Annotated in this window: 26 protein-coding genes and 1 tRNA gene; 13 read left to right on the forward strand and 14 right to left on the reverse strand. The window is 67.8% G+C overall.

Annotation, left to right across the window (positions count from 1 at the left end):
* Positions 1–57 precede the first annotated feature (57 nt).
* Both ACT9F5_RS01275 and ACT9F5_RS01280 read left to right on the forward strand, forming a co-directional pair.
* Entirely contained in the window at positions 58–261 is a 204-nt protein-coding gene (locus ACT9F5_RS01275; RefSeq protein ID WP_445118140.1) for a PspC domain-containing protein, read from the forward strand.
* A 61-nt stretch (positions 262–322) separates the two neighbouring features.
* Entirely contained in the window at positions 323–802 is a 480-nt protein-coding gene (locus ACT9F5_RS01280; RefSeq protein WP_445118141.1) for a hypothetical protein, read from the forward strand.
* A 172-nt stretch (positions 803–974) separates the two neighbouring features.
* On the opposite strand, the gene ACT9F5_RS01285 is transcribed toward ACT9F5_RS01280, so the two are convergent.
* The gene (locus ACT9F5_RS01285) at positions 975–1,760 is read right to left on the reverse strand and encodes an NRDE family protein (RefSeq protein ID WP_445118142.1); all 786 of its coding nucleotides are present in this window, start codon (positions 1,758–1,760) and stop codon (positions 975–977) included.
* A gap of 89 nt (positions 1,761–1,849) precedes the next feature.
* On the opposite strand from ACT9F5_RS01285, the gene ACT9F5_RS01290 reads away from it, so the two are divergent.
* Positions 1,850–1,936, forward strand: a tRNA-Leu gene (locus ACT9F5_RS01290).
* Positions 1,937–2,098: 162 nt separating this feature from the next.
* Positions 2,099–2,395 (forward strand): hypothetical protein, encoded by a 297-nt coding sequence (locus ACT9F5_RS01295; RefSeq protein WP_445118143.1) that lies wholly within the window; start codon positions 2,099–2,101, stop codon positions 2,393–2,395.
* A gap of 27 nt (positions 2,396–2,422) precedes the next feature.
* On the opposite strand, the gene ACT9F5_RS01300 is transcribed toward ACT9F5_RS01295, so the two are convergent.
* The 12 genes from ACT9F5_RS01300 to ACT9F5_RS01355 form a co-directional block, all read right to left on the reverse strand.
* On the reverse strand, positions 2,423–3,016 hold the full coding sequence (locus ACT9F5_RS01300; protein ID WP_445118144.1) for a cysteine dioxygenase: 594 nt from the start codon (positions 3,014–3,016) through the stop codon (positions 2,423–2,425).
* A gap of 110 nt (positions 3,017–3,126) precedes the next feature.
* On the reverse strand, positions 3,127–4,260 hold the full coding sequence (metX, locus tag ACT9F5_RS01305) for a homoserine O-acetyltransferase MetX (RefSeq protein ID WP_445118145.1): 1,134 nt from the start codon (positions 4,258–4,260) through the stop codon (positions 3,127–3,129).
* Between the two features lie 7 nt (positions 4,261–4,267).
* On the reverse strand, positions 4,268–5,272 hold the full coding sequence (locus tag ACT9F5_RS01310; protein WP_445118146.1) for a c-type cytochrome biogenesis protein CcmI/CycH: 1,005 nt from the start codon (positions 5,270–5,272) through the stop codon (positions 4,268–4,270).
* Positions 5,272–5,697, reverse strand: coding sequence for a cytochrome c-type biogenesis protein CcmH (locus ACT9F5_RS01315; protein ID WP_445119463.1), 426 nt, complete (start codon positions 5,695–5,697; stop codon positions 5,272–5,274). Before ACT9F5_RS01315 ends, ACT9F5_RS01310 begins: the two co-directional genes overlap by 1 nt.
* A 73-nt stretch (positions 5,698–5,770) precedes the next feature.
* Complete coding sequence (locus tag ACT9F5_RS01320; RefSeq protein WP_445118147.1) at positions 5,771–6,337, reverse strand: DsbE family thiol:disulfide interchange protein; 567 nt, start codon at positions 6,335–6,337, stop codon at positions 5,771–5,773.
* Positions 6,334–8,265, reverse strand: coding sequence for a heme lyase CcmF/NrfE family subunit (locus tag ACT9F5_RS01325; RefSeq protein ID WP_445118148.1), 1,932 nt, complete (start codon positions 8,263–8,265; stop codon positions 6,334–6,336). Before ACT9F5_RS01325 ends, ACT9F5_RS01320 begins: the two co-directional genes overlap by 4 nt.
* A gap of 75 nt (positions 8,266–8,340) precedes the next feature.
* On the reverse strand, positions 8,341–8,829 hold the full coding sequence (ccmE, locus tag ACT9F5_RS01330) for a cytochrome c maturation protein CcmE (RefSeq protein WP_445118149.1): 489 nt from the start codon (positions 8,827–8,829) through the stop codon (positions 8,341–8,343).
* Positions 8,826–8,999, reverse strand: coding sequence for a heme exporter protein CcmD (ccmD, locus tag ACT9F5_RS01335; RefSeq protein ID WP_445118150.1), 174 nt, complete (start codon positions 8,997–8,999; stop codon positions 8,826–8,828). Before ccmD ends, ccmE begins: the two co-directional genes overlap by 4 nt.
* Positions 8,996–9,754: a heme ABC transporter permease CcmC gene (gene ccmC, locus ACT9F5_RS01340; RefSeq protein ID WP_445118151.1), complete on the reverse strand. Its 759-nt coding sequence runs from the start codon at positions 9,752–9,754 to the stop codon at positions 8,996–8,998. Before ccmC ends, ccmD begins: the two co-directional genes overlap by 4 nt.
* Positions 9,755–9,772: 18 nt before the next feature.
* Complete coding sequence (gene ccmB, locus ACT9F5_RS01345; RefSeq protein WP_445119464.1) at positions 9,773–10,417, reverse strand: heme exporter protein CcmB; 645 nt, start codon at positions 10,415–10,417, stop codon at positions 9,773–9,775.
* A gap of 41 nt (positions 10,418–10,458) precedes the next feature.
* The gene (ccmA, locus tag ACT9F5_RS01350) at positions 10,459–11,118 is read right to left on the reverse strand and encodes a heme ABC exporter ATP-binding protein CcmA (protein WP_445118152.1); all 660 of its coding nucleotides are present in this window, start codon (positions 11,116–11,118) and stop codon (positions 10,459–10,461) included.
* 51 nt (positions 11,119–11,169) lie between these two features.
* A complete protein-coding gene (locus ACT9F5_RS01355; RefSeq protein WP_445118153.1) occupies positions 11,170–11,667 on the reverse strand; it encodes a DUF3293 domain-containing protein in 498 nt (165 codons plus the stop codon).
* A gap of 116 nt (positions 11,668–11,783) precedes the next feature.
* Between ACT9F5_RS01355 and ACT9F5_RS01360 the strand changes: the two genes are divergently transcribed.
* From ACT9F5_RS01360 to ACT9F5_RS01380, 5 genes are all read left to right on the forward strand, one after another.
* Positions 11,784–12,932, forward strand: coding sequence for a methionine aminotransferase (locus tag ACT9F5_RS01360; protein WP_445118154.1), 1,149 nt, complete (start codon positions 11,784–11,786; stop codon positions 12,930–12,932).
* A 219-nt stretch (positions 12,933–13,151) separates the two neighbouring features.
* Positions 13,152–14,408: a serine hydrolase gene (locus ACT9F5_RS01365; protein WP_445118155.1), complete on the forward strand. Its 1,257-nt coding sequence runs from the start codon at positions 13,152–13,154 to the stop codon at positions 14,406–14,408.
* A gap of 66 nt (positions 14,409–14,474) precedes the next feature.
* Positions 14,475–15,272: an amidohydrolase gene (locus tag ACT9F5_RS01370; RefSeq protein WP_445118156.1), complete on the forward strand. Its 798-nt coding sequence runs from the start codon at positions 14,475–14,477 to the stop codon at positions 15,270–15,272.
* A gap of 126 nt (positions 15,273–15,398) precedes the next feature.
* The gene (locus ACT9F5_RS01375; RefSeq protein WP_445118157.1) at positions 15,399–15,737 is read left to right on the forward strand and encodes a thioredoxin domain-containing protein; all 339 of its coding nucleotides are present in this window, start codon (positions 15,399–15,401) and stop codon (positions 15,735–15,737) included.
* Positions 15,734–16,345, forward strand: coding sequence for a COG4315 family predicted lipoprotein (locus tag ACT9F5_RS01380; protein WP_445118158.1), 612 nt, complete (start codon positions 15,734–15,736; stop codon positions 16,343–16,345). Before ACT9F5_RS01375 ends, ACT9F5_RS01380 begins: the two co-directional genes overlap by 4 nt.
* A 58-nt stretch (positions 16,346–16,403) precedes the next feature.
* Here the strand turns inward: ACT9F5_RS01380 and arsH are convergent, their stop codons facing one another.
* Entirely contained in the window at positions 16,404–17,126 is a 723-nt protein-coding gene (gene arsH / locus ACT9F5_RS01385) for an arsenical resistance protein ArsH (RefSeq protein ID WP_445119465.1), read from the reverse strand.
* Between the two features lie 43 nt (positions 17,127–17,169).
* On the opposite strand from arsH, the gene ACT9F5_RS01390 reads away from it, so the two are divergent.
* From ACT9F5_RS01390 to ACT9F5_RS01405, 4 genes are read left to right on the forward strand one after another with little or no spacing between them, the layout of a single operon-like run.
* The gene (locus ACT9F5_RS01390) at positions 17,170–17,502 is read left to right on the forward strand and encodes a metalloregulator ArsR/SmtB family transcription factor (RefSeq protein ID WP_445118159.1); all 333 of its coding nucleotides are present in this window, start codon (positions 17,170–17,172) and stop codon (positions 17,500–17,502) included.
* Positions 17,499–18,011 (forward strand): arsenate reductase/protein-tyrosine-phosphatase family protein, encoded by a 513-nt coding sequence (locus ACT9F5_RS01395; RefSeq protein ID WP_445118160.1) that lies wholly within the window; start codon positions 17,499–17,501, stop codon positions 18,009–18,011. The genes ACT9F5_RS01390 and ACT9F5_RS01395 overlap by 4 nt, the downstream gene beginning before the upstream one ends.
* On the forward strand, positions 18,004–19,125 hold the full coding sequence (arsB, locus tag ACT9F5_RS01400; RefSeq protein WP_445118161.1) for an ACR3 family arsenite efflux transporter: 1,122 nt from the start codon (positions 18,004–18,006) through the stop codon (positions 19,123–19,125). The genes ACT9F5_RS01395 and arsB overlap by 8 nt, the downstream gene beginning before the upstream one ends.
* On the forward strand, positions 19,122–19,610 hold the full coding sequence (locus tag ACT9F5_RS01405) for an arsinothricin resistance N-acetyltransferase ArsN1 family B (RefSeq protein WP_445118162.1): 489 nt from the start codon (positions 19,122–19,124) through the stop codon (positions 19,608–19,610). Before arsB ends, ACT9F5_RS01405 begins: the two co-directional genes overlap by 4 nt.
* Positions 19,611–19,617: the final 7 nt, after the last annotated feature.

The raw sequence follows: 19,617 nt of genomic DNA on the forward strand, positions 1-19,617 counted from the left end.
CGCCGCCGTCACACCGCCCGGCTAGACTGACTGCACCCTCCCAGAAATCCGAGCTGCATGGAACACACTTCACGTCCCTTCGTCCGCTCCCGGCACGATCGCATGCTGGCCGGCGTCATGGGCGGCATCGCCCGCCGGTTCGGCTGGAATTCGACGCTGGTGCGGGTGATCTTCGTGCTGGTTTCGATCGCTTCAGCCGCCTTTCCGGGGATCCTGGTCTACCTGATCCTGTGGTTGCTGATGCCCGACGAGGGCGGCTGAGCCTGTTCTCCCTGGCACGACGACCTTGCCACGATGAGCCAGCCACGATGAACTCGTCACGATGAGTTCGCCCGGCGACGTGTCCGGGCGTCAACCCGTGTTGCTGCTGCTCGGCGCGTTGTGGACCTTTCCCAATACCTTCGTCGGCCTGCTGGCCGGGCTGGCCGGCATGATGTTCGGTGCCCATGTGCACTGGCGGGCGCGCGACCTGGCACTGGTCTTCCATGGCTGGCCGTGGGGACCGGGCGGCGCATTGACCCTCGGCAACGTGATCCTGCACACCGGGTCCACCCTCGATGGCAACTGCCACACCTATGCCCACCGTGCCGGCCTCTGCGACGACGCGCCCGTGGTCCTGGCCGACCACGAGCGCGCGCACGTCTACCAGTACATGGCGCTCGGCCCGCTGTTCCTGCCGGTCTACCTGCTCTGCGGTGGGGTCAGCGTCCGCAACCGTTTCGAACGTGCCGCCGACCGCTATGCCATGACCGGGCGCGGTTGGTGGCCTTGGCCGGCACCGCTATTGCCACGCCGTGCGTGAGACCACCGGTTTCTTTCCATCGGTTTGACGGCCATCTAACAAGGCCGCGCGTAGAGTCCACGTTACCGGAGAAAAAGCGAAGGGCTTCGGCCCGACGCAACAGCTCCGGCACGGAAGGCTCAGCCACTTCGGATGAAAGTCCGAATGACTGGGCCTTCTTATTAGCCGCGCTTCAAGGGATAGACGCGAGCGCCGTGTCGCTTTCGCCTGTCGCGCGTCCATCCGGTCCGAACCTGCGCTCCACGAACCGGATGCCGGCATCGTCGACCAGCACCACGCTGCTGCAGCGCGTGCCGTAACGCGCGTTGCGCACGAACGGCGGCGAAAGCATCCGCTCCAGCTCCAGCCCGACCCCGGTATCTGGCAGGGCTGCATCCGGGGCCAGCGAATCGTCCGCCAACGCCGCCAGCAGCGGCGCCACGTCGGAGGTCGTTCCCTCGTCGGGCGGAGTGGACTCCAGCCAGCCCAGAAGCGCCCGGGTCGCATGGGCGCTCTTCGGCCACGGTGCATCGAACGCGCCGTTGGACATGGCGTGCAACCCCGGCTCGACTGGATGGCGCGCGTAGCCGGGATGGTTGCCTGCAAACACCAGCTCATCCCCGTCCCACGCCAGCAGATTGAACGGTGCGTACCCGGCGGCATCGGGTTGCAATGCGTCCAGCCAGTCATTGGCCGGGATGGTGGAATCGGCAAAGCCACGCACCAGTGCTCCGCGCGAACGCGGCATCGGGTCGCCAGCCAGACCCACGCGGACATTGGTCACCGCCGCCAGCCGACGACGCCGCGACACCATCAGCCAGCTTCCGCCCTGTTGCAAGTCGCGGCCACCGTAGAGGTCGGGCGCGGCCGGGTCCGGTCCGGCCGCCGTGGCAGGCCGTGCATGCAGTTCGTCACGGTTGGCGATCAACGCCAACTCGTAACGGGGGTGGCAACGCCAGGCGACTGCAATCAGGCACATGCCGGCATCGTAGCGGCACGCTGGCGATGGCGGCAGGACGAATAAATTGCTGGAGCGTCTCCGCCGCCCTCGGCTATACTGCGCGGCCGGCCGAAGTGGCGGAATCGGTAGACGCAGCGGATTCAAAATCCGCCGCCCTTAAAAGCGTGTGGGTTCGAGTCCCACCTTCGGCACCATTGACATCCTCAAGGCCTGCGCGAAAGCGCGGGCCTTTTGGTTTGGGTGTCGAACTGTGAATACTTTCACGTCAAATCGATGTCGTTCGGGTTATCGATGGGCAGGCGGAGCGCGTCGTTGTCCCGGGCGCACCGCGAATCCTTCAGATAAGACGGTCCATCGTGCGAATCCTGCTGCTGATGTGTTGCGTGGCCATCGCGCCGGTGGCGTGGGCTGATTCGGCCACGTCCTCGTTCCGGGTCGGGCTGACCGTGGTCCGGTCGCCGCAGCAGGTTGCCGCTTCGGTGGCACGGCAGCAGGAATTGCTGGCGGCGGTATCGCTGGCGTGCATCCGGGAACGGCGGCACGTGGTGCACATCGATTGGGTGAGCGACCACCTTCGCCGGCAGCGCGATGCTGCAAGGATCGACTGCACGGTGGCCGACAGCGGTGAGCCTGTCGTCAGCGTAATTTTCTAGGCGCGGGGATCCGTCGTTCGATGGCGCCTAGTGCGCCTCATCGGTCGCCAATGCCTTGGCGGCGCGGACGAACCACTCTCCATCCTGCGGGACGAACATCGAGCAGGCTTCCATCGGCGCCTTGTAGATGTGCACCGACACGGCGACTTCGTCGTTGTTGGTGTTGCGGATGGAGTGGTACTCGTGCGGGGGAATCAGGCTGCCGGCGCTGCCGGGGCCGGCAACCATGCCGCCGGCGGCGCGGAAACGCGTGCGATCGCCGTCGGTTTCCAGTAGTTCGTATTGGGTGATCTCGAGCTCGCCGTCCCAGACGCCCTCGACGCACCACAAGCCGCAATGGTCGTGCACCGGGGTGCCCTGGCCGGGGCCCCACGTCATCGCGACGACGCTGTAGCCATGCTGCGGGCTGCGGTAGATCTCGCGGCGGGCGTAGTGGTCCTCGATCGGCTCGAATACGCATCCGGGTAGCTGCACGTCGCGGTCGCGGATCATGCAGCACAGGGTGTTGCGCAGGGCCGCGGTGATGGCGTGCTCGTCGCCGCTGCTGACGGCAGTGTCGATCGCGTCCACGAGCTTGTCGTGGCCGGGGAAGGCGATGTCGGGCAGGGCTTGGGCGTTCATGGGAGTGGATTCTACCCGGATGGCTGGCGAGCTGCTTTCGTAGGAGCGGCTTCAGCCGCGATCGGGAGTCGGCACGGGCGACCGGTTCCCGATCGCGGCTGAAGCCGCTCCTACAGGGTGTCGAGGAAGCTTCGGACAGCCGGGCCGAAACGGTCGAAATCGACCAGGAAGGCGTCGTGGCCCTGCGGTGAATCCAGTGGCAGGAAGCGCGCATCGGCGCCGCCTGCGCGCAGGCCGTCGGCGATTTCGCGCTGTTGCTGCAACGGGAACAGGATGTCGGTCGCGGCGCCGATCGCCAGCGCCTTGTCGATCCGGATCGAGGCCAGGCCGGCCCGGGTGTTGCCCTCGCCGTCGCCGGAGCGCTGCGCGCAATAGTCGCCGAGGTCGAACCAGTCCATCGAGCGGCTGAGGTAGAGGTAGCAGTTGGGGTCGAAGTTGCGGACGAAGCGGCGGGCGTGGGCTTCCAGATAACTTTCGACTTCGAACTCCAGTCCGAACGGCTCGTCGTCGGCGCGGTCGGAGTCCAGCCGCACGCGGCCGAAGCGGCCGTCCCATTCCAGCGCCGAGCGGTAGGTGATGACGCCCATCTTGCGCGCCATCCGCATGCCGGACTCGGGGTAGCTGGCGTCTTCGTAGCCGCCGTTGTTCCAGTTCGGGTCGAGCCGGATCGCCTCGCGCTGCAGCGAGCGGATCGCGATCGAGAACGGCAGCGCCTTGGCCGCGCCGGAAATGTTGACGTGGCTTCGGGCGATGCCGGGATGCTTCACCAGCAACGCCAGCGCCGTCATCCCGCCCATCGAGTTGCCGATCACGCAGGCGAGTTGTTCGATGCCCAGTTCGCGCACCACGTGGGCCGCGGCGTCGGCACCGTCCTCGATCGACAGTTCCGGGAAATCGAGTCGGTACAGGTCGCCGGTGTCGGGGTTGATCGAGGCCGGCCCGGTCGAGCCCTTGCAACTGCCGAGCGAGTTGACGCAGACCACGAACCAGCGATCGCTGTCGATCGCCTTGCCGGGACCGACCATGGCTTCCCACCAGCCCGGTGCGGGGTTGGCATCGTTGGCGGCGGCGTGGGCGTCGGGCGACAGGCCGGTGACGATCAGGACGGCATTGTCGCGAGCGGGATTGAGTGTGCCCCAGGTCTCGTAGGCGATCCGGGCGCCATGCAATTCACCGCCGCGTTTCATCGGGAACGGCGAGGGCAGGTCGATGTAGCGGGTGCCGGGTGGGATGAACTCGGTCATGGAAATCCTATTCGATGACGTGGTCGATCATCAGCGCTGCCGCTGCGTCCGGTCCGGGTGCGACCCGCACCGGGGCGGACTCGAAGTCGCCCGGCCGCGCAGTCGCGTCGCCGCTGGCGGAGATGCGCGCGATGACTTCGACCTGTTCGACCTGCGACAGCTTCAACGTCGGCATCGGACTGTCGCGGTCATCGAGGGTGACGGCCAGCGGGAAGCCGGTGGCGCGCAACTTCTCGGCTGCGACCGGCATAGGTGGACCATCGGGCTGGCGGGCAATCACGAACACCACCGCGTCGTCCGGGTACTGCATCGCCAGTGCCGGGTCCAGCGAGACGCTGACGGTGATGCGGGCGGCATTGGCGTCGGGCTCGACGGCGGCGGGCAGCGGTTCCATCCCGGCTTCGGCGCGGGCGAGGTTGATCTGCTCGCGCAGGCTCGTCGCGGTCTTCGCATCGACGGCGGCCAGCAGCGGCTCCCACGTCGCCACCGCTTCGGCCGCTTGCCCGCCTTGGCGCTGGGCGATACCGAGGAACCAGCGGGCGCGTTGGTGCATGGGTTCGATCTGCAGCGCGTGTTGCAGCATCGAGATGGCTTCGGTATCGAACCGGCGGCCGTCGGCGGCCTTGGCGCGGGCTTCGGCGGCTTCGGCCAGAAGCGCGGGTTCGTCCGGCGCCAGTTGCACGGCGCGGGCGTAGGCGTCGCGCGCTTCGGGTAGTTGCCCCTCGGCGTCGTAGGCGCGGGCGAGCAGGCGCCAGCCTTCGACCTGGTTGGGGTCGCGTTCCAGCTCCGTGCGCAGCTGGGTGATTGCTTCGGACAGCGTTTCCGGCGTCTTGCGCTGGGCCGGATCAAGCGCGCGCGGCGTGCCGACCAGCGCATAGACCAGCCCCGTGGTGACCGCCAGGGCGACAAGTACGCCGATGCCGGCCGCCGGTCGCGCGCGCCACAGCGGCCGCAGCACGAATACGAGAACCAGCAGGACCAGCAGCGCGCTGGCCATCACGAACGCGGTCATCACCACTCCTGGTCTTCGTCGCGGGCGCTGCCTGCGACGGGTAGCTTGGCACTGCGCTTGCGCACGATCCCGGCGACGACGAAGCCGCCGGCCAGCAGCAGCACTGCGGGACCGAACCACAACAGCCAGGTGGTCGGCTCCACGCGCGGGCGGTACAGCACGAACTCGCCGTAGCGCGCGACCAGGTAGTGCTTGACCTCGGCGTCGGTCTTGCCCTGGCGCATCAGGTCGAGCACTTCCAGCCGCAGGTCCTGGGCGATCGCCGCGTTGGAATCGGCCAGTGACTGGTTCTGGCACTTCACGCAGCGCAGTTCCTCGGTCAGCGCGTGGAAGCGCTTGGCCTCGGCGGTGTCGGTGAACTGCGGTGGCGTGATGGCGTCGCCCGCCTGGGCCAGGACAAGGGTCGGCACGACCAGCGCCAGCATCAGTGCCACACCGAATGCGAGGTGCTTCAGGAAGCCGGTAACCTGTCCGGGAATGGTGGCTTCACGACGCGGCTCATGATTCATTGCGTGCCTCCACCTCGGCCAGCGCCGGCAATAATTCGTCGCGAATCGTCGCCTCGCTCATCGGCCCGACGTGCTTCCAGCGGATGATGCCGTCGGCGTCGACCAGGAAGGTTTCCGGCGCGCCGTAGATACCCCAGTCGATCGCGGTCTCGCCGGTGTAGTCGGTCAGCACCAGCCAGTAAGGGTTGCCGAACTGCTCCAGCCATTTCAACGCGTCGGCGTGCTCGTCCTTGAGGTTGTAGCCGATCACGCGCACGCGCTTGGACTCGGCGAACTTCGTCAGGATCGGATGCTCGACCCGGCATTCCGGGCACCAACTGCCCCAGACGTTGAGCAGGTAGGGCTCGCCGGCCAGGTCCTGCGAGGTCACCAGCCGGCCGGCTTCATGCAGCACGGGCAACTCGAATGCCGGCGCCGGCTTGCCGATCAATGGCGACGGCAGTGCCTCGCGGTTGCCATCGCGGCTCAGGATCACCCCGGCCAGCAACAGAAGCGCGAGCAGGGCGAACGCGACCAGCGGCAGCCAGCGCATCATCGGTGACTTGTTGGTGCTCATGTCGCAGGCCCCTTGGTCGTGTCGATGCGGCGGAATCGCCGGTCGGTGGCGGTCACCAGGCCGCCGAGCATCATCAGCAGCGCGCCCGCCCAGATCCAGCGCACAAACGGCTTGATGTGCACGCGCAATGCCCATGCGTCACCGCCCAGCGGCTCGCCGAGCGCGACGTACAGGTCACGGGTGACGCCACGCTTGATCGCCGCCTCGGTCAGTACCTGGCCGCCGCTGGCGTAGGCGCGTTTTTCCGGATGCATCAGCACCAGCGGCGCGCCGTCGGCAAACACCTGCACGGTGCCGTAGTCGGCGCGGTAGTTCGGTCCCTGGCGTTGCTGGACGCCATCGAAACGGAACGCATAGTCCCCCACCTCGATGGTCTGCCCGGGCTTGACCGCGACCTCGCGCTGCACATTGAGCCCCTCGACCAGCATCGCGCCGACCAGGAACACCGCGACGCCGAAGTGGGCGAGGGTCATGCCGAGCATCTCGGCGGTCAGGCGACCGCCCGGGCTGCGCAGCCGCGACCACACGAAGCGCAACGTGCCGGCGCCGACCCAGACTGCACCGACCACGCCGGCCGCGACCTTCCAGGGACCTTGTGGGGCGAAGAAGAACGCCAGCACGCCGGCCGCCAACGCCAGCCCGGCCCACGGCAGCAGCATCGCCAGCGGCTTCGAGACCTGCTCGCGCTGCCAGCGCGTCACCGGCCCGAACGGCAGCAGCAACACCAGCGGCGCCATCAGCAGAGTGAACAGCAACGCGAAGTACGGCGGACCGACCGAGATCTTGCCCAGCTCCAGCGCGTCGGCCAGTAATGGATACAACGTGCCGAGCAGCACCATCGCGCAGGCGGTCGTCAGCAGCAGGTTGTTGGCCAGCAGCAGCGTCTCGCGCGAGACCGGCTCGAACGACTTGCCATCGTCCTCGTCCGGCGCGCGCAACGCGTACAGCACCAGCGAGCCGCCGATGATGATGCCGAGGAAGATCAGGATGAACAGCCCCCGGGTCGGGTCGGCGGCGAATGCGTGCACACTGGTCAGTACGCCCGAGCGCACCAGGAACGTGCCCAGCAGCGACAGCGAGAATGTCGCGATCGCCAGCAGCAGGGTCCAGCCGCGGAAGCTGCCGCGCTTCTCGGTGACCGCCTGCGAATGCAGCAGCGCCAAACCGGCCAGCCACGGCATGAAGCTGGCGTTCTCGACCGGGTCCCAGAACCACCAGCCGCCCCAGCCCAGTTCGTAGTACGCCCACCACGAACCCAGCGCGATGCCGACCGTCAGGAACGCCCAGGCCACGTTGGTCCACGGCCGGGTCCAGCGCAGCCAGCGCGCGTCGACCTTGCCGTCGAGCAGGGCGGCGATCGCAAATGCAAATGGCACCGAGAACCCGACGTAACCGAAGTACAGCATCGGCGGATGGATGATCATCCCCGGGTCCTGCAGCAGCGGGTTGAGGTCGCGACCCTCGACCACCGCGGGCAGCAGCCGTTCGAACGGGTTGCTGGTGAAGATCAGGAACGCCAGGAAGCCGAGGCTGACCACGCCCATCACCCCGAGCACGCGGGCGATCACGGTCATCGGCAACGCCCGCGAGAACCGCGCGACCGCCGCCGTCCACAGCGCCAGCACCAGCGCCCACAGCAGCAGCGAGCCCTCGTGCGCGCCCCACACCGCGGTGTAGCGGTAGACCATCGGCAGCAGCGAGTTGGAGTTCTCGGCGACATAGCGCTGCGAGAAATCCTGGCTGACGAAGCCGTAGGTGAGGATCGCAAAGGCCAGGCCGACCAGCAGCAACTGGGCGTAGGCGGCGGGCCGGGCGACTGCCATCCACGGAGCGATGCCGCGCTGTGCGCCGGCCAGCGGCAAGGCCGCCTGCAGCGCCGCAAGCAGCAGCGCGAGGACCAGCGCGATTTGACCAAGTTCAGGCAGCATGGCTTGGCTCCTTCTCACGCTTGCGGGAGAAGGTTGGAATGAGGGCGCTCTCGCGATCAGCCGCGACGATACCGATCAATTCGCCGCCCCCGCGCCATCAGTCGCCGGCGCCTCGACGTCATGCTTCTGGTGCGCCATGCCCATCTTGTCGGCGACTTCCTTCGGCATGTAGGTCTCGTCGTGCTTGGCCAGCACTTCCTCGGCGACGAAGCGGTCGCCGTCCATGCGGCCGGTGGCGATCACCGCCTGCTTCTCGCGGAACAGGTCGGGCAGGATGCCGGTATAGGTGACCGGCATCAGCGCGTCGCCGTCGGTGACGGTGAAGTGCGACTCCAGGGTGCCGTCGACGCGTTCGATCGAACCCTCGGCGACCATCCCGCCAAGCCGGAACCGGGCCTGGCCGGACTTAACCTCCGCGCCGGCCTCGCCACTGATCACCTCGTTGGGCGTGTACAGGTAGGCAACGTTGCGTTGCAGCGCCATCGCGACCAGGGTCGCGGCGATCGCTGCGGCGACCACGAGGGCGACCACCCAGAGCAGGCGGCGTCGGCGGATCGGGTTCATCGGGTCAACTCGTCGGGGGATTTCGGGGTGGAGCGGTCGGCCTGTCGCGCGGCGCGGCGGCGCGCGTTGGCCAGCTCGCGACGGATCTGCAGGCGGGTGGCGACGTAGTCCCAGCCCAGCACGATCGCGAACACGGCATAGGCCGCGATGACGTAGTTCTGGTAGCTCATCGGCGCTTCCCGTCGGGTGCCGCCAGTTCGGCGACCCAGGCCTTGCCGGACTCGCGACGCAGGTTGTCGGCGCGCGCGCGCATCAGCAGCGCACCGATGAACCACAGGTGGGTGCCGACCACCATCCACAGCAGCGGCGGCAGCATGCTCGGGGCCATCGAAGATTCGCCGAACAGGCGGATGGTCTGGCCCTGGTGCAGCGAGTTCCACCACACCACCGAATAGCGGATCACCGGCAGCAGCACGACGCCGACGATCGCCAGCAGCCCGGCGGCGCGTGCGGCGGCGCGGCGGTCGTCGATCGCGTTGTAGAGGCCGATCACCCCGAGATAGAGGAACAGCAGGATCAGTTCGGTGGTCAGCCGCGGGTCCCAGTCCCACCAGGTGCCCCACATCGGCTTGCCCCAGATCGCGCCGGTCACCAGCGTGATCAGGGTGAAACCGGCGCCGATCGGCGCGCAGGCCATCGCCAGGATCTCGCACAGCTTGATCCGCCAGACCAGCGCGATCGCGGCGTAGAACGCCATCAGCCCGAATACCGCCAGGCTCATCCAGGCACTCGGCACGTGGATGTAGAGGATGCGGAAGCTGTCGCCCTGCTGGTAATCGGCCGGCACCACGAACAACGCGCCGTACAGCCCCCACGCCATCGTCAGCAGGCCGAACAGATAGGCCCACGGCGCCCAGCGCGCGGCGAAGCGATCGAAGTAGGGGGGCGAACCGAGTTTGTGGAACCAGCGGACGATTGGATTCATGGAGTCGGTCGAGCGCGCTCAGTTCAGCGCGATGCGGATCGCGGCGGCCGCGGCCAGCGGGGCCAGAACCAGTGCCAGCACCAGTCCAGCGGCCAGCAGCAGCAAGGGGGGAAGGGCGTCCAGGCCCTGCGCCGAGGCAGCCACGCTGCCTGCACCGAACACCAGGACCGGCACGTACAAGGGCAGCGCGAGCAAGGCGACAAGTATACCGGAGCGCCTCATCCCGACCGTCAGCGCCGCCACCACCGCGCCCAGCAGGCTCAGCAGCGGCGTGCCCAGCGCCAGCGAGGCCACCAGCACCGGCAATTGCGCGCGTGGCAGGTGCATCAGCTCGGCCAGGAACGGCGTGGCGACCAGCAGCGGCAGCGCGGTCGTGGCCCAGTGCATGAACGTGCGCACAGCGACCAGCCAGCCCAGCGGCACCGGCGCCAGCATCCACTGCTCCAGCGAGCCGTCTTCGGCATCGCCGCGGAACAGGGTGTCCAGCGCCAGCAGGCCCGACAGCAGCACCGCCAGCCACAGCACCGCGCTGGCGACGCCGGCCAGTGCCTCGGCCTCGCCACCCAGCGCCAGCGCGAACAGGGTGACCACCAGCACCGCGAACAGGGCCGGTTGCAGCGCATCACCACGGCGGCGCCAGAGCAGGCGGAGGTCACGCAGCATCAGGGCCCGGGCGGCACCGGCCAGGGTCGGCACGGCGGCGCTCACGCGGCTGCTTCCAGGCCCGGACGCTGCATCACCAACAGCCGTGTCCGGACCGGTGGCGCGGCGTAGGCGCCGTGGGTCGTCACCAATGCCGCACCGCCGGAGCGCAGGTGCGCCTGCACCATCCGGTTGACCAGCTCGATTCCGGCGAGGTCGAGGTTGGCGTAGGGCTCGTCGAGCAGCCACAACGGCGCCGGTGACAGCCACAACCGGGCCAGCGACAGCCGCTTCTTCTGGCCGGCCGACAACTGCCGCGCCAACGCATCCTCGTAGCCGGACAGGCCGACGATTGTCATTGCGTGCCCGGCCAGCTGGGCGCGGCGACGCCCCTGCAGCCCGCACAGGAAGTTCAGGTTCTCCATGGCGCTCAGGTCCGCCTTCAGGCCCGGCAGATGGCCAAGGTAGGCGATCGCCCGTGCACGGCGCGCGGCGCGCGCACGCTCGCCGTCGATATCCACCTCGCCACCGTCGGCGCGCAGCAGTCCGGCCAGTACCCGCAGCAGTGTGGTCTTGCCGGCCCCGTTGTCGCCCTGCACCAGCAGCGCCTCGCCGGCATCGACGCTGAAGTCGAGTGGGCCGAAGACCGGCTCGTCGTTGCGTGCGAAGCGCAGGCCGCGGGCTTGCAGCAGCGGCGGGGCGGGGCGATCGGGTGGGGTCATGGTGGCCAGGCGGTGGAGAGCCGCGGTCCAGGGGACCACGAAACTCCCATTTTACGCTGCGACGACGTCATCCACCCAATCGGTGAACGCGGCGATGGCTTCCGGCAAAGCCCGTGTGTCCGGGCGCTCCAGCAGCATCCGCAGGCGCACCGGCTGGCCGTGTCGCCAGTCCAGCACCGCTGCCTGGCCGAATTCATGCGCCAGCAACTCGGTGGTCGGGCCATCGATGTCGGCCAGCAACCAGCCCGGTTCGCGCCATTCGCCATCCGGGCATTCACTCCACGCGGCGTGGCGCTGCACGCCGATGGCGTCGAGCTGGGCGACCAGCAGCGCGTCCGCGGTCTCGTTGGCGGTGTCGGAATGTGGCTCCGAGGCCGGGTTCCAGGCGGTGATGAAGACGTAGCGCTGCGCCGGGCAGTAAGCCTCCAGGTCACTGGCTGGATGGCCGACCCGCAAAGGCACCGTATCGCCGTCGAGCACCACCGCGTAATGCGCGGCGGCATAGGCAGCGGCCAGTTCCGATGCATCGACGACCTGGAGTTCACGCATGGCGGCAGTGTCGGCCGGTGCCCGCGACGATGCAACTTTGCCGATGGAGCTGGGCCGGCGGATCGCAGTGGGCCGATTTCGTACACTCGACAACCCACACGATGCCCCGACACGCCATGACCCCCGAGACCAAGTTGCCGAAGGTCGGCACCACCATCTTCGCCGTGATGTCGCAGTTGGCCGCCGAGCACGGCGCGGTCAACCTGGGGCAGGGCTTTCCCGATTTCGACGTGCCCGCACGGCTGGTCGATGCGCTGGCGGGCGCGATGAAGCAGGGCCACAACCAGTACTCGCCGATGCACGGCGTCGCCCCGCTGCGGCAGGCCATCGCCGCCAAGACCGAGCGCTGCTACGGCCACCGGCCCGACGTCGATGCCGAAATCACCGTCACCTCCGGCGCCAGCGAGGCGATCTTCGACGCCGTGCATGCCGTGGTCCGCCCGGGCGACGAAGTCATCGTGCTCGACCCCTGCTACGACTGCTACGAGCCGGCGATCGAGCTGGCCGGCGGCATCGCCGTGCACGTGCCGCTCGACCCGCGCACCTTCGCGCCCGACTGGGAGTTGGTGCGCAAGGCGATCACGCCGAAAACCCGGATGTTGATGACCAACACGCCGCACAACCCGTCGGGTGCGATGTTCATGGCCGATGACATCGAGCAGCTGACCGGCTTGCTGCGCGGCACCGATATCATCCTGCTGTCGGACGAGGTCTACGAGCACATCGTGTTCGACGGCGCCCGCCATGAATCGGCGCTGCGCTACCCGGAGTTGCGTGAGCGCGCCTTCGTTATTTCAAGTTTCGGCAAGACCTACCACTGCACCGGCTGGAAGGTCGGCTACTGCATCGCGCCGCCGGCGCTGAGCGCCGAGTTCCGCAAGGTCCACCAGTACAACACCTTCTGCACGTTCACCCCGGCGCAGTTCGCGTTCGCCGAGATGATCGAGGCCGAGCCTGGGCACTACGAGCAACTTGGCGCGTTCTACCAGGACAAGCGCGACCGCTTCCGCGGGCAGTTGCTGACGACGAAGCTCAAGCCGTTGCCGGTGCCGGGCGGCTATTTCCAGCTGGTCGACTACTCCGGCGTGAGCAACCTTGACGACGCCGCGTTCTGCCGCTGGCTGACGATCGAGCACGGCGTCGTCGCGATCCCGCTGTCGCCGTTCTATGGCAGCCCGCCCGAAGGCCAGCGCCTGGCCCGCCTGTGTTTCGCCAAGAGCGAGGCGACGCTGGACAAGGCGATCGAGCGCCTGCGGAAGCTGTAGCTCCCGCTATCCGTAGGAGCGGCTTCAGCCGCGATGTGGAGCCGGACGCGCTGTCGACTGGCCGATCGCGGCTGAAGCCGCTCCTACAAGGGCACGCACCACCTGCTCCATGCCCGATAGCCACGTCGACACGTGCCATAAGTTCGATCCCGACCGGCACATGCCCCGAGAGCAGGCGGTCGCTACCGTGCTTCGGCACATCAGCACGGAACCATCCCGATGCAGCATCGCCTCGCCACGCTCGTCATCGCACTCCTCGGCATCGCCTGCGCACTGCCCGCGCTTGCGACCGACCTCACGCCTCCTGCCAGGGCGGCACTTCAACGCATCCTGGACGGTGGTCGCGACAGCCACAGCGACGCGGTGCTGGTTCTCAAGGACGGCAAGGAAGTCGGCCACTATTACCGTGGCGGCACGCCCCCGGGGCCGATCGAGCTGATGTCGGCGACAAAATCGGTGGTCGCGCTCGGTATCGGCCAGCTGATCGGGCAGGGACGGGTCAAGTCGCTGGACCAGCCGGTGGCCAACTTCTATCCCGAATGGAAGCAGGGGCAAAAGCGCGACATCACTGTGCGCATGCTGCTCAACCACACCTCGGGCCTGCAGAACGTGGCGATGGCGCCGGCCGAAATCTATCCCGCGCCCGATGCGATCCAGTTGGCGCTCGCCGCGGAACTCGAGCACGCGCCGGGCGAGGGATTCGCCTACAACAACAAGGCGACCAACCTGCTTGCCGGCATCATCGCGGAAGCATCCGGCAAGCCGATGGATGTGTTTTTCCGCGACGGCCTGTTCGCCGAACTCGGTGTGGTGCCTGGCCCCTGGGACAAGGACGAAGTCGGCAATCCTTACGCGATGGCCGGCCTGCCACTGACCGCCGCCGATGCGGCAAAGATCGGCCAACTGGTTCTCCAGCGCGGAAACTGGCACGGCAAGCAACTGGTACCTGCGGCGTACATCGACACGATGCTGTCCCCGGGGCAGACGCTGGATCCGTCGAGCGGATTGCTCTGGTGGCTGCGCCCGGCCTGGATGCATTTCAGTTTCGACCCGGACAGCCTCGCGATGCTGCGCGGGGAGGGTGTCTCGGAGGATCTGGTGCAGACGCTCGGGCGGGCGCTGGCAGGCACGCGGTTCGATGGGCCGGATGCGCTGATGGCAGGTCTGTCCGAACGATTGGGCGAGGATGTGTCGAGGGTCCGCGACGAACTGATCGGCAAGCACAGGATCGGCCCCTACCGGTTGTTCAAGATCGAACGCGGCCCCGTCGCCGCCTATGAAGCGCAGGGCTACCTGGGCCAGTACATCGTGGTTGTTCCTGCGGCCGGCCTGGTCGCGGTGCGCCAGGTCGGGGCGCCTGCAGGCGACGAGCCCCAGCCTGAAACCGACGGCTACGGCGACTTCACCGAGCGCGTGGTCGAGTTGGCAGTCGCGATGGGCGACCTGGCGTCCGCGCCGGCTGCCGGCGCGCCCTGAGTTGCCCCGGACACCGTGCATGGGAGGCTGGTTTACAGTGGGCCAAACCGCATGAAAAACCATCCCATGAACAACCTCCGCATCTCCCTCGTGCAAGGCGAGACCCTCTGGCATGACCCGGCCGGAAACCGCGAGTACTACGGTGAATTGATCGCCCCGCTGCACGGCACCACCGACCTCGTGCTGCTGCCGGAGACTTTCACCAGCGGCTTCAGCAACGACGCGATCGACAACGCCGAAACCATGGACGGCCCGACCGTCGGCTGGATGCGCGAGCAGGCCGCCAGGCTCGATGCGGCAGTTACCGGCAGCGTGCAGGTCCGCGACGGTGAGGCTGTCTACAACCGCATGCTGTTCGTCACCCCCGACGGCAGCGTCCAGCAGTACGACAAGCGCCACCTGTTCCGCTACGCGCATGAGCACGAGCGCTACGCCGCCGGCCGCGAGCGACTGACCGTCGACTGGAAGGGCTGGCGGATCTGCCCGCTGGTCTGCTACGACCTGCGCTTCCCGGTGTACTCGCGCAACCGCTTCGATGTCGAGCGCCCCGGTGACCTCGATTACGACCTCGCGTTGTACGTCGCCAATTGGCCGGCCGCCCGCGCCTATCCGTGGAAGACCCTGCTGCGCGCAAGGGCGATCGAGAACCTGTGCTACGTCGCCGGCCTCAATCGCGTGGGCACCGACGGCAACGGCATCCACTACAGCGGCGACAGCGCAGTGATCGATTTCCTTGGTCATCCGGTCACCGAATGCACCGACGAGGAAGTCGTCGTGACCAACACGCTGCTGGGTTCCGAGTTGGCGCGACACCGCCAGAAGTTCCCGGCGATGCTCGACGGGGATGCGTTCCGGATTTCCTGATCCATCGGGAAAGGCGCTCATGGCGCCTTTTCCGTTCTGGATCGGAACGATGGGCGGCTTTCGCGCATCGTGCATGGGGGCGGCGCTAGGCTTTTGCCCGAACCGGGACGAGTAAAGGAGCGCACCTTGGCCATGCAACGCGAGTACACCGCCGACGCGCCCGCAAGGGAAGACGTCGACGCATTGCCGGGCGCGACGGTAGTCGAGTTCGGGACCAACTGGTGCGGCCATTGCACCGCCGCCCAACCGTTGATTGCCGGCGCTTTTGCCAGTCACGCCAACGTGCGCCATTTCAAGGTCGAGGACGGCCCCGGCCGACGCCTCGGGCGGTCCTACCGCGTCAAGCTGTGGCCGACGCTGGTGCTCCTGCGCAACGGCGAGGAGGTCACCCGGCTTGTGCGGCCGACCGCACAGCAAGCTGTCGATGATGCCCTTGCCATGATCGACCCGGAGGAAAGCCTGTGAAGCCGCTGCCCCGAACCAACCGATCCGCGCTGCCGGCGCTTGCACTCTGTCTGCTGGCCATTCCGCTGATGCAGGCTTGCGGTGGCGATTCCGACCGGCCGCCGATGCTCACCGAAGGCGCCGAAACGCCGTCCACCACCTCCGACAGCGGCGCGCTGGTGACCCAGCGCACGATGACCTCCGACAGCCTGCAGGTCATGTCGGTGGGTGGGCCGGAGCCATTCGTGGCCGACAGCGACCGCCGCGCGGTCTACATGCTGGCCGGCGATACCGATGGCAGCGGTTGCACGGGCGACTGCCTCACGCAATGGGCGCCGGTCTACGCGCCCACCGGTGAGCCGGACTTGGGCGAGGGGCTGGCCCCGGTGCTCGCCGGCGTGGTCACCCGGGCCGACGGCACCGCGCAGATGAGCTACAACGGCCACCCGCTGTACCACTACGCGGGTGACGCGGCGCGGGGTGATACCGCCGGCCATGATCTCCGCGACGACTGGGGCCACTGGAGCCTGCTGACACCGCAAGGCCAACCCGTCGGTGAGCCGGTGGGCGCGCTGCCAAGGGACGGTAATGCTCCTGACGTCTCCAATATGCCGGAAGTTGCCGACTGAAGCCGCTCAGACGATGCCGGTCGCGTAGAACGCTTCATCACCATCGTTGGCAATCAGTTCACGTCCCGGTGACGGCGGCCTGCCTCGTCAATGCGCGTGCCGCGACCGCACCCTTGCGCTCGCTGTAGCGATCCACCAGGTAATCGCTGCGGCCGCGCACCATCAGGGTGAACTTCACCAGTTCCTCCATCACGTCGACCACGCGGTCGTAGAACGGCGAGGGCTTCATCCGGCCGGCGTCGTCGAACTCCTGCCAGGCCTTGGCCACCGACGACTGGTTGGGGATCGTCACCATCCGCATCCAGCGGCCGAGCAGGCGCAGGCTGTTGACCACGTTGAACGACTGCGAGCCGCCGCAGACCTGCATCACCGCGAGGGTGCGGCCCTGGGTCGGGCGCACGCTGCCGTCTTCCAGCGGCAGCCAGTCGATCTGGTTCTTGAACACGCCGGTGACCGCGCCATGGCGCTCGGGGCTGACCCAGACCTGGCCCTCGGACCACTGCGACAGTTCGCGCAGCTCGCGGACCTTGGGGTGGTCCTTGCCGACGCTGTCGAGCAGCGGCAGTTCGTGCGGGTCGAACACGCGGGTCTCGGCGCCGAAGCGGCGCAGGATGCGCTCGGCCTCCAGCGCCAGCTTGCGGCTGTAGGACTGCGGCCGCAGCGAGCCGTACAGGATCAGGATGCGCGGGGCGTGGTCGGCCTCGACGGGCAGGCCGAGCTTGTCGAGGTCAGGGAAGTCGATGGCATCGGGGCTGACGTTGGGGAGGTCGTCGAAGGTCATGGCGGGCTTGCTTGCGGTCATTTGATTTGATTATTCTATAAAAATGGAAATGAATGACGCAATACACGCCCTGACCGCGCTGGGGCACAACACCCGGCTGTCGGTGTTCCGCCTGCTGGTGGAGGCCGGGCCGGCCGGACGCATGGCCGGCGACATCGCCGAGGCGCTGGCGGTGCCGCCGGCGACGTTGTCGTTCCACCTCAAGGAACTGTCTGCGGCGGGGCTGGTGCATGGCGAGTCGCAGGGGCGATACGTCTGCTACCGCGCCGATTTCGGGGCGATGAACGCGTTGATCGGTTTCCTCACCCACAACTGCTGCGCGGGGTCGTCCTCGGCCGACTGCGTATCTCCGACCACGAAGGGAAAACCTGCATGAGTCATCGAGTGCTGTTCCTGTGTACCGGCAATTCCGCCCGCAGCGTGCTGGCCGAGGCGACCCTGCGCGCCTGGGGTGGCGGGCGCTTCGAGGCCTTCAGTGCCGGCAGCCAGCCCACCGGCAAGGTCAATCCGTTCGCGCTGGCGCAACTGGCGGCCGAGGGCATCGCGACCTCCGGCCTGCGCAGCAAGTCCTGGGACGAGTTCTCCGGCGACGGCGCACCGTCGATCGACGTGGTGGTAACTGTCTGCGACAGCGCCGCGGCGGAAACCTGCCCGGTGTTCTTCGGTGATTTCGTGCGTACCCACTGGGGGTTGCAGGACCCGGCGGCGGTAGGGGGCAGCGACGACGACAAACGCGCGGCGTTTGCCGAAGCCCATGCGGTGATCCGCAAGCGGCTGATGGCGTTGCTGACCCTCGCGCCGGACACGTGGAGCGACCGCGAGGCGCTGAAGCAGGCGCTGGACCGCATCGGCTTCATCGAGTCGGAGGATGGCGAACATGTCTGAGGTGGCCGTCTGCGACGTGCCGGCGCCATCGCGGCCCGGCATCGGCTTCTTCGAGCGCTACCTGACGCTGTGGGTGGCGCTGTGCATCGTGGTCGGCACCGCGCTCGGCCACTTCCTGCCGGGCACGTTCGCCGCCCTCGGCGCGATGGAGGTGGCGAAGGTCAACCTGCCGGTCGCCGCGCTGATCTGGCTGATGATCATTCCGATGCTGCTGAAGATCGACTTCGCCGCGATGGGGCAGGTCCGCCGGCACTGGAAGGGCATCGGCGTGACGCTGTTCATCAACTGGGCGGTCAAGCCGTTCTCGATGGCGCTGCTGGCGTGGCTGTTCCTGCGCCACGTGTTCGCGCCGTGGCTGCCGGCCGGGCAGGTGGATTCCTACATCGCCGGCCTGATCCTGCTGGCGGCGGCGCCGTGCACGGCCATGGTGTTCGTGTGGAGCAACCTGTGCGACGGCGAGCCGAACTTCACTCTCAGCCAGGTCGCGATCAACGACGCGATCATGGTGGTTGCGTTCGCGCCGCTGGTGGCGCTGCTGCTCGGGATATCGGCGATCACCGTCCCGTGGGACACGCTGGCGCTGTCGGTCGGGCTGTACATCGTGGTACCGGTGGTCATTGCGGTGGTCGCGCGCCGGTGGATCATCGCCCGCGGCGGGCCGGCCTTGCTGGAACGCTGGCTGGCGCGGCTGGGACCGGTGTCGCTGGCCGCGCTGCTGCTGACGCTGGTGCTGCTGTTCGGCTTCCAGGGCCGGCAGATCATCGACCAGCCGCTGGTGATCGCGCTGCTGGCGGTGCCGATCCTGATCCAGGTCTACTTCAACTCCGGGCTGGCCTACCTGCTCAACCGCCGCTTTGGTGTCGCCCACTGCGTGGCCGGGCCGTCGGCGCTGATCGGTGCCAGCAACTTCTTCGAACTGGCGGTGGCCGCGGCGGTCAGCCTGTTCGGTGCGCACTCCGGTGCGACGCTGGCGACCGTGGTCGGTGTGCTGATCGAGGTGCCGGTGATGTTGTCCGTGGTGCGGATCGTCAACGCCAGCAAGGGCTGGTATGAAGCAGGTGCGCGGACCGGACTTCCGAAGGAACGTGCGTCCCCAATGAGGAGCGAACCGTGATTCGCGATGCAACCCCGAACGACGCCGTGGCGCTCGCCCGCATCTACAACCACTACGTGCGCGATACCACGATCACCTTCGAGGAGACCGCGGTGTCAGAAATGGACGTGGCCGCGCGCATCGCCGAGGTCCAGTCCGCCGGCCTGCCGTGGCTGGTGGCGGAAGACGAGACCGGCACCGTGCTGGGCCACGCCTACGCCAGCAAATGGAAAGGCCGCTGCGCCTACCGTTTCGCGGTGGAGACCACGGTATACCTGGACGCGGCGGCGCACGGGCGGGGATTGGGTCGACAGCTCTACGAACGGCTCCTCGCCGAGTTGCGCGCCATCGGCATGCACGTCGCGATCGGCGGTATCGCGTTGCCGAACGCGGCCAGCATCGCGCTGCACGAGAGGCTCGGTTTCCGCAAGGTCGGGCAGTTCGACGAGGTCGGCTTCAAACTCGGCCGCTGGGTCGACGTGGGTTACTGGCAACTCACATTTTGACCCTCGC

This window comes from Lysobacter sp. F6437, assembly GCF_052547215.1.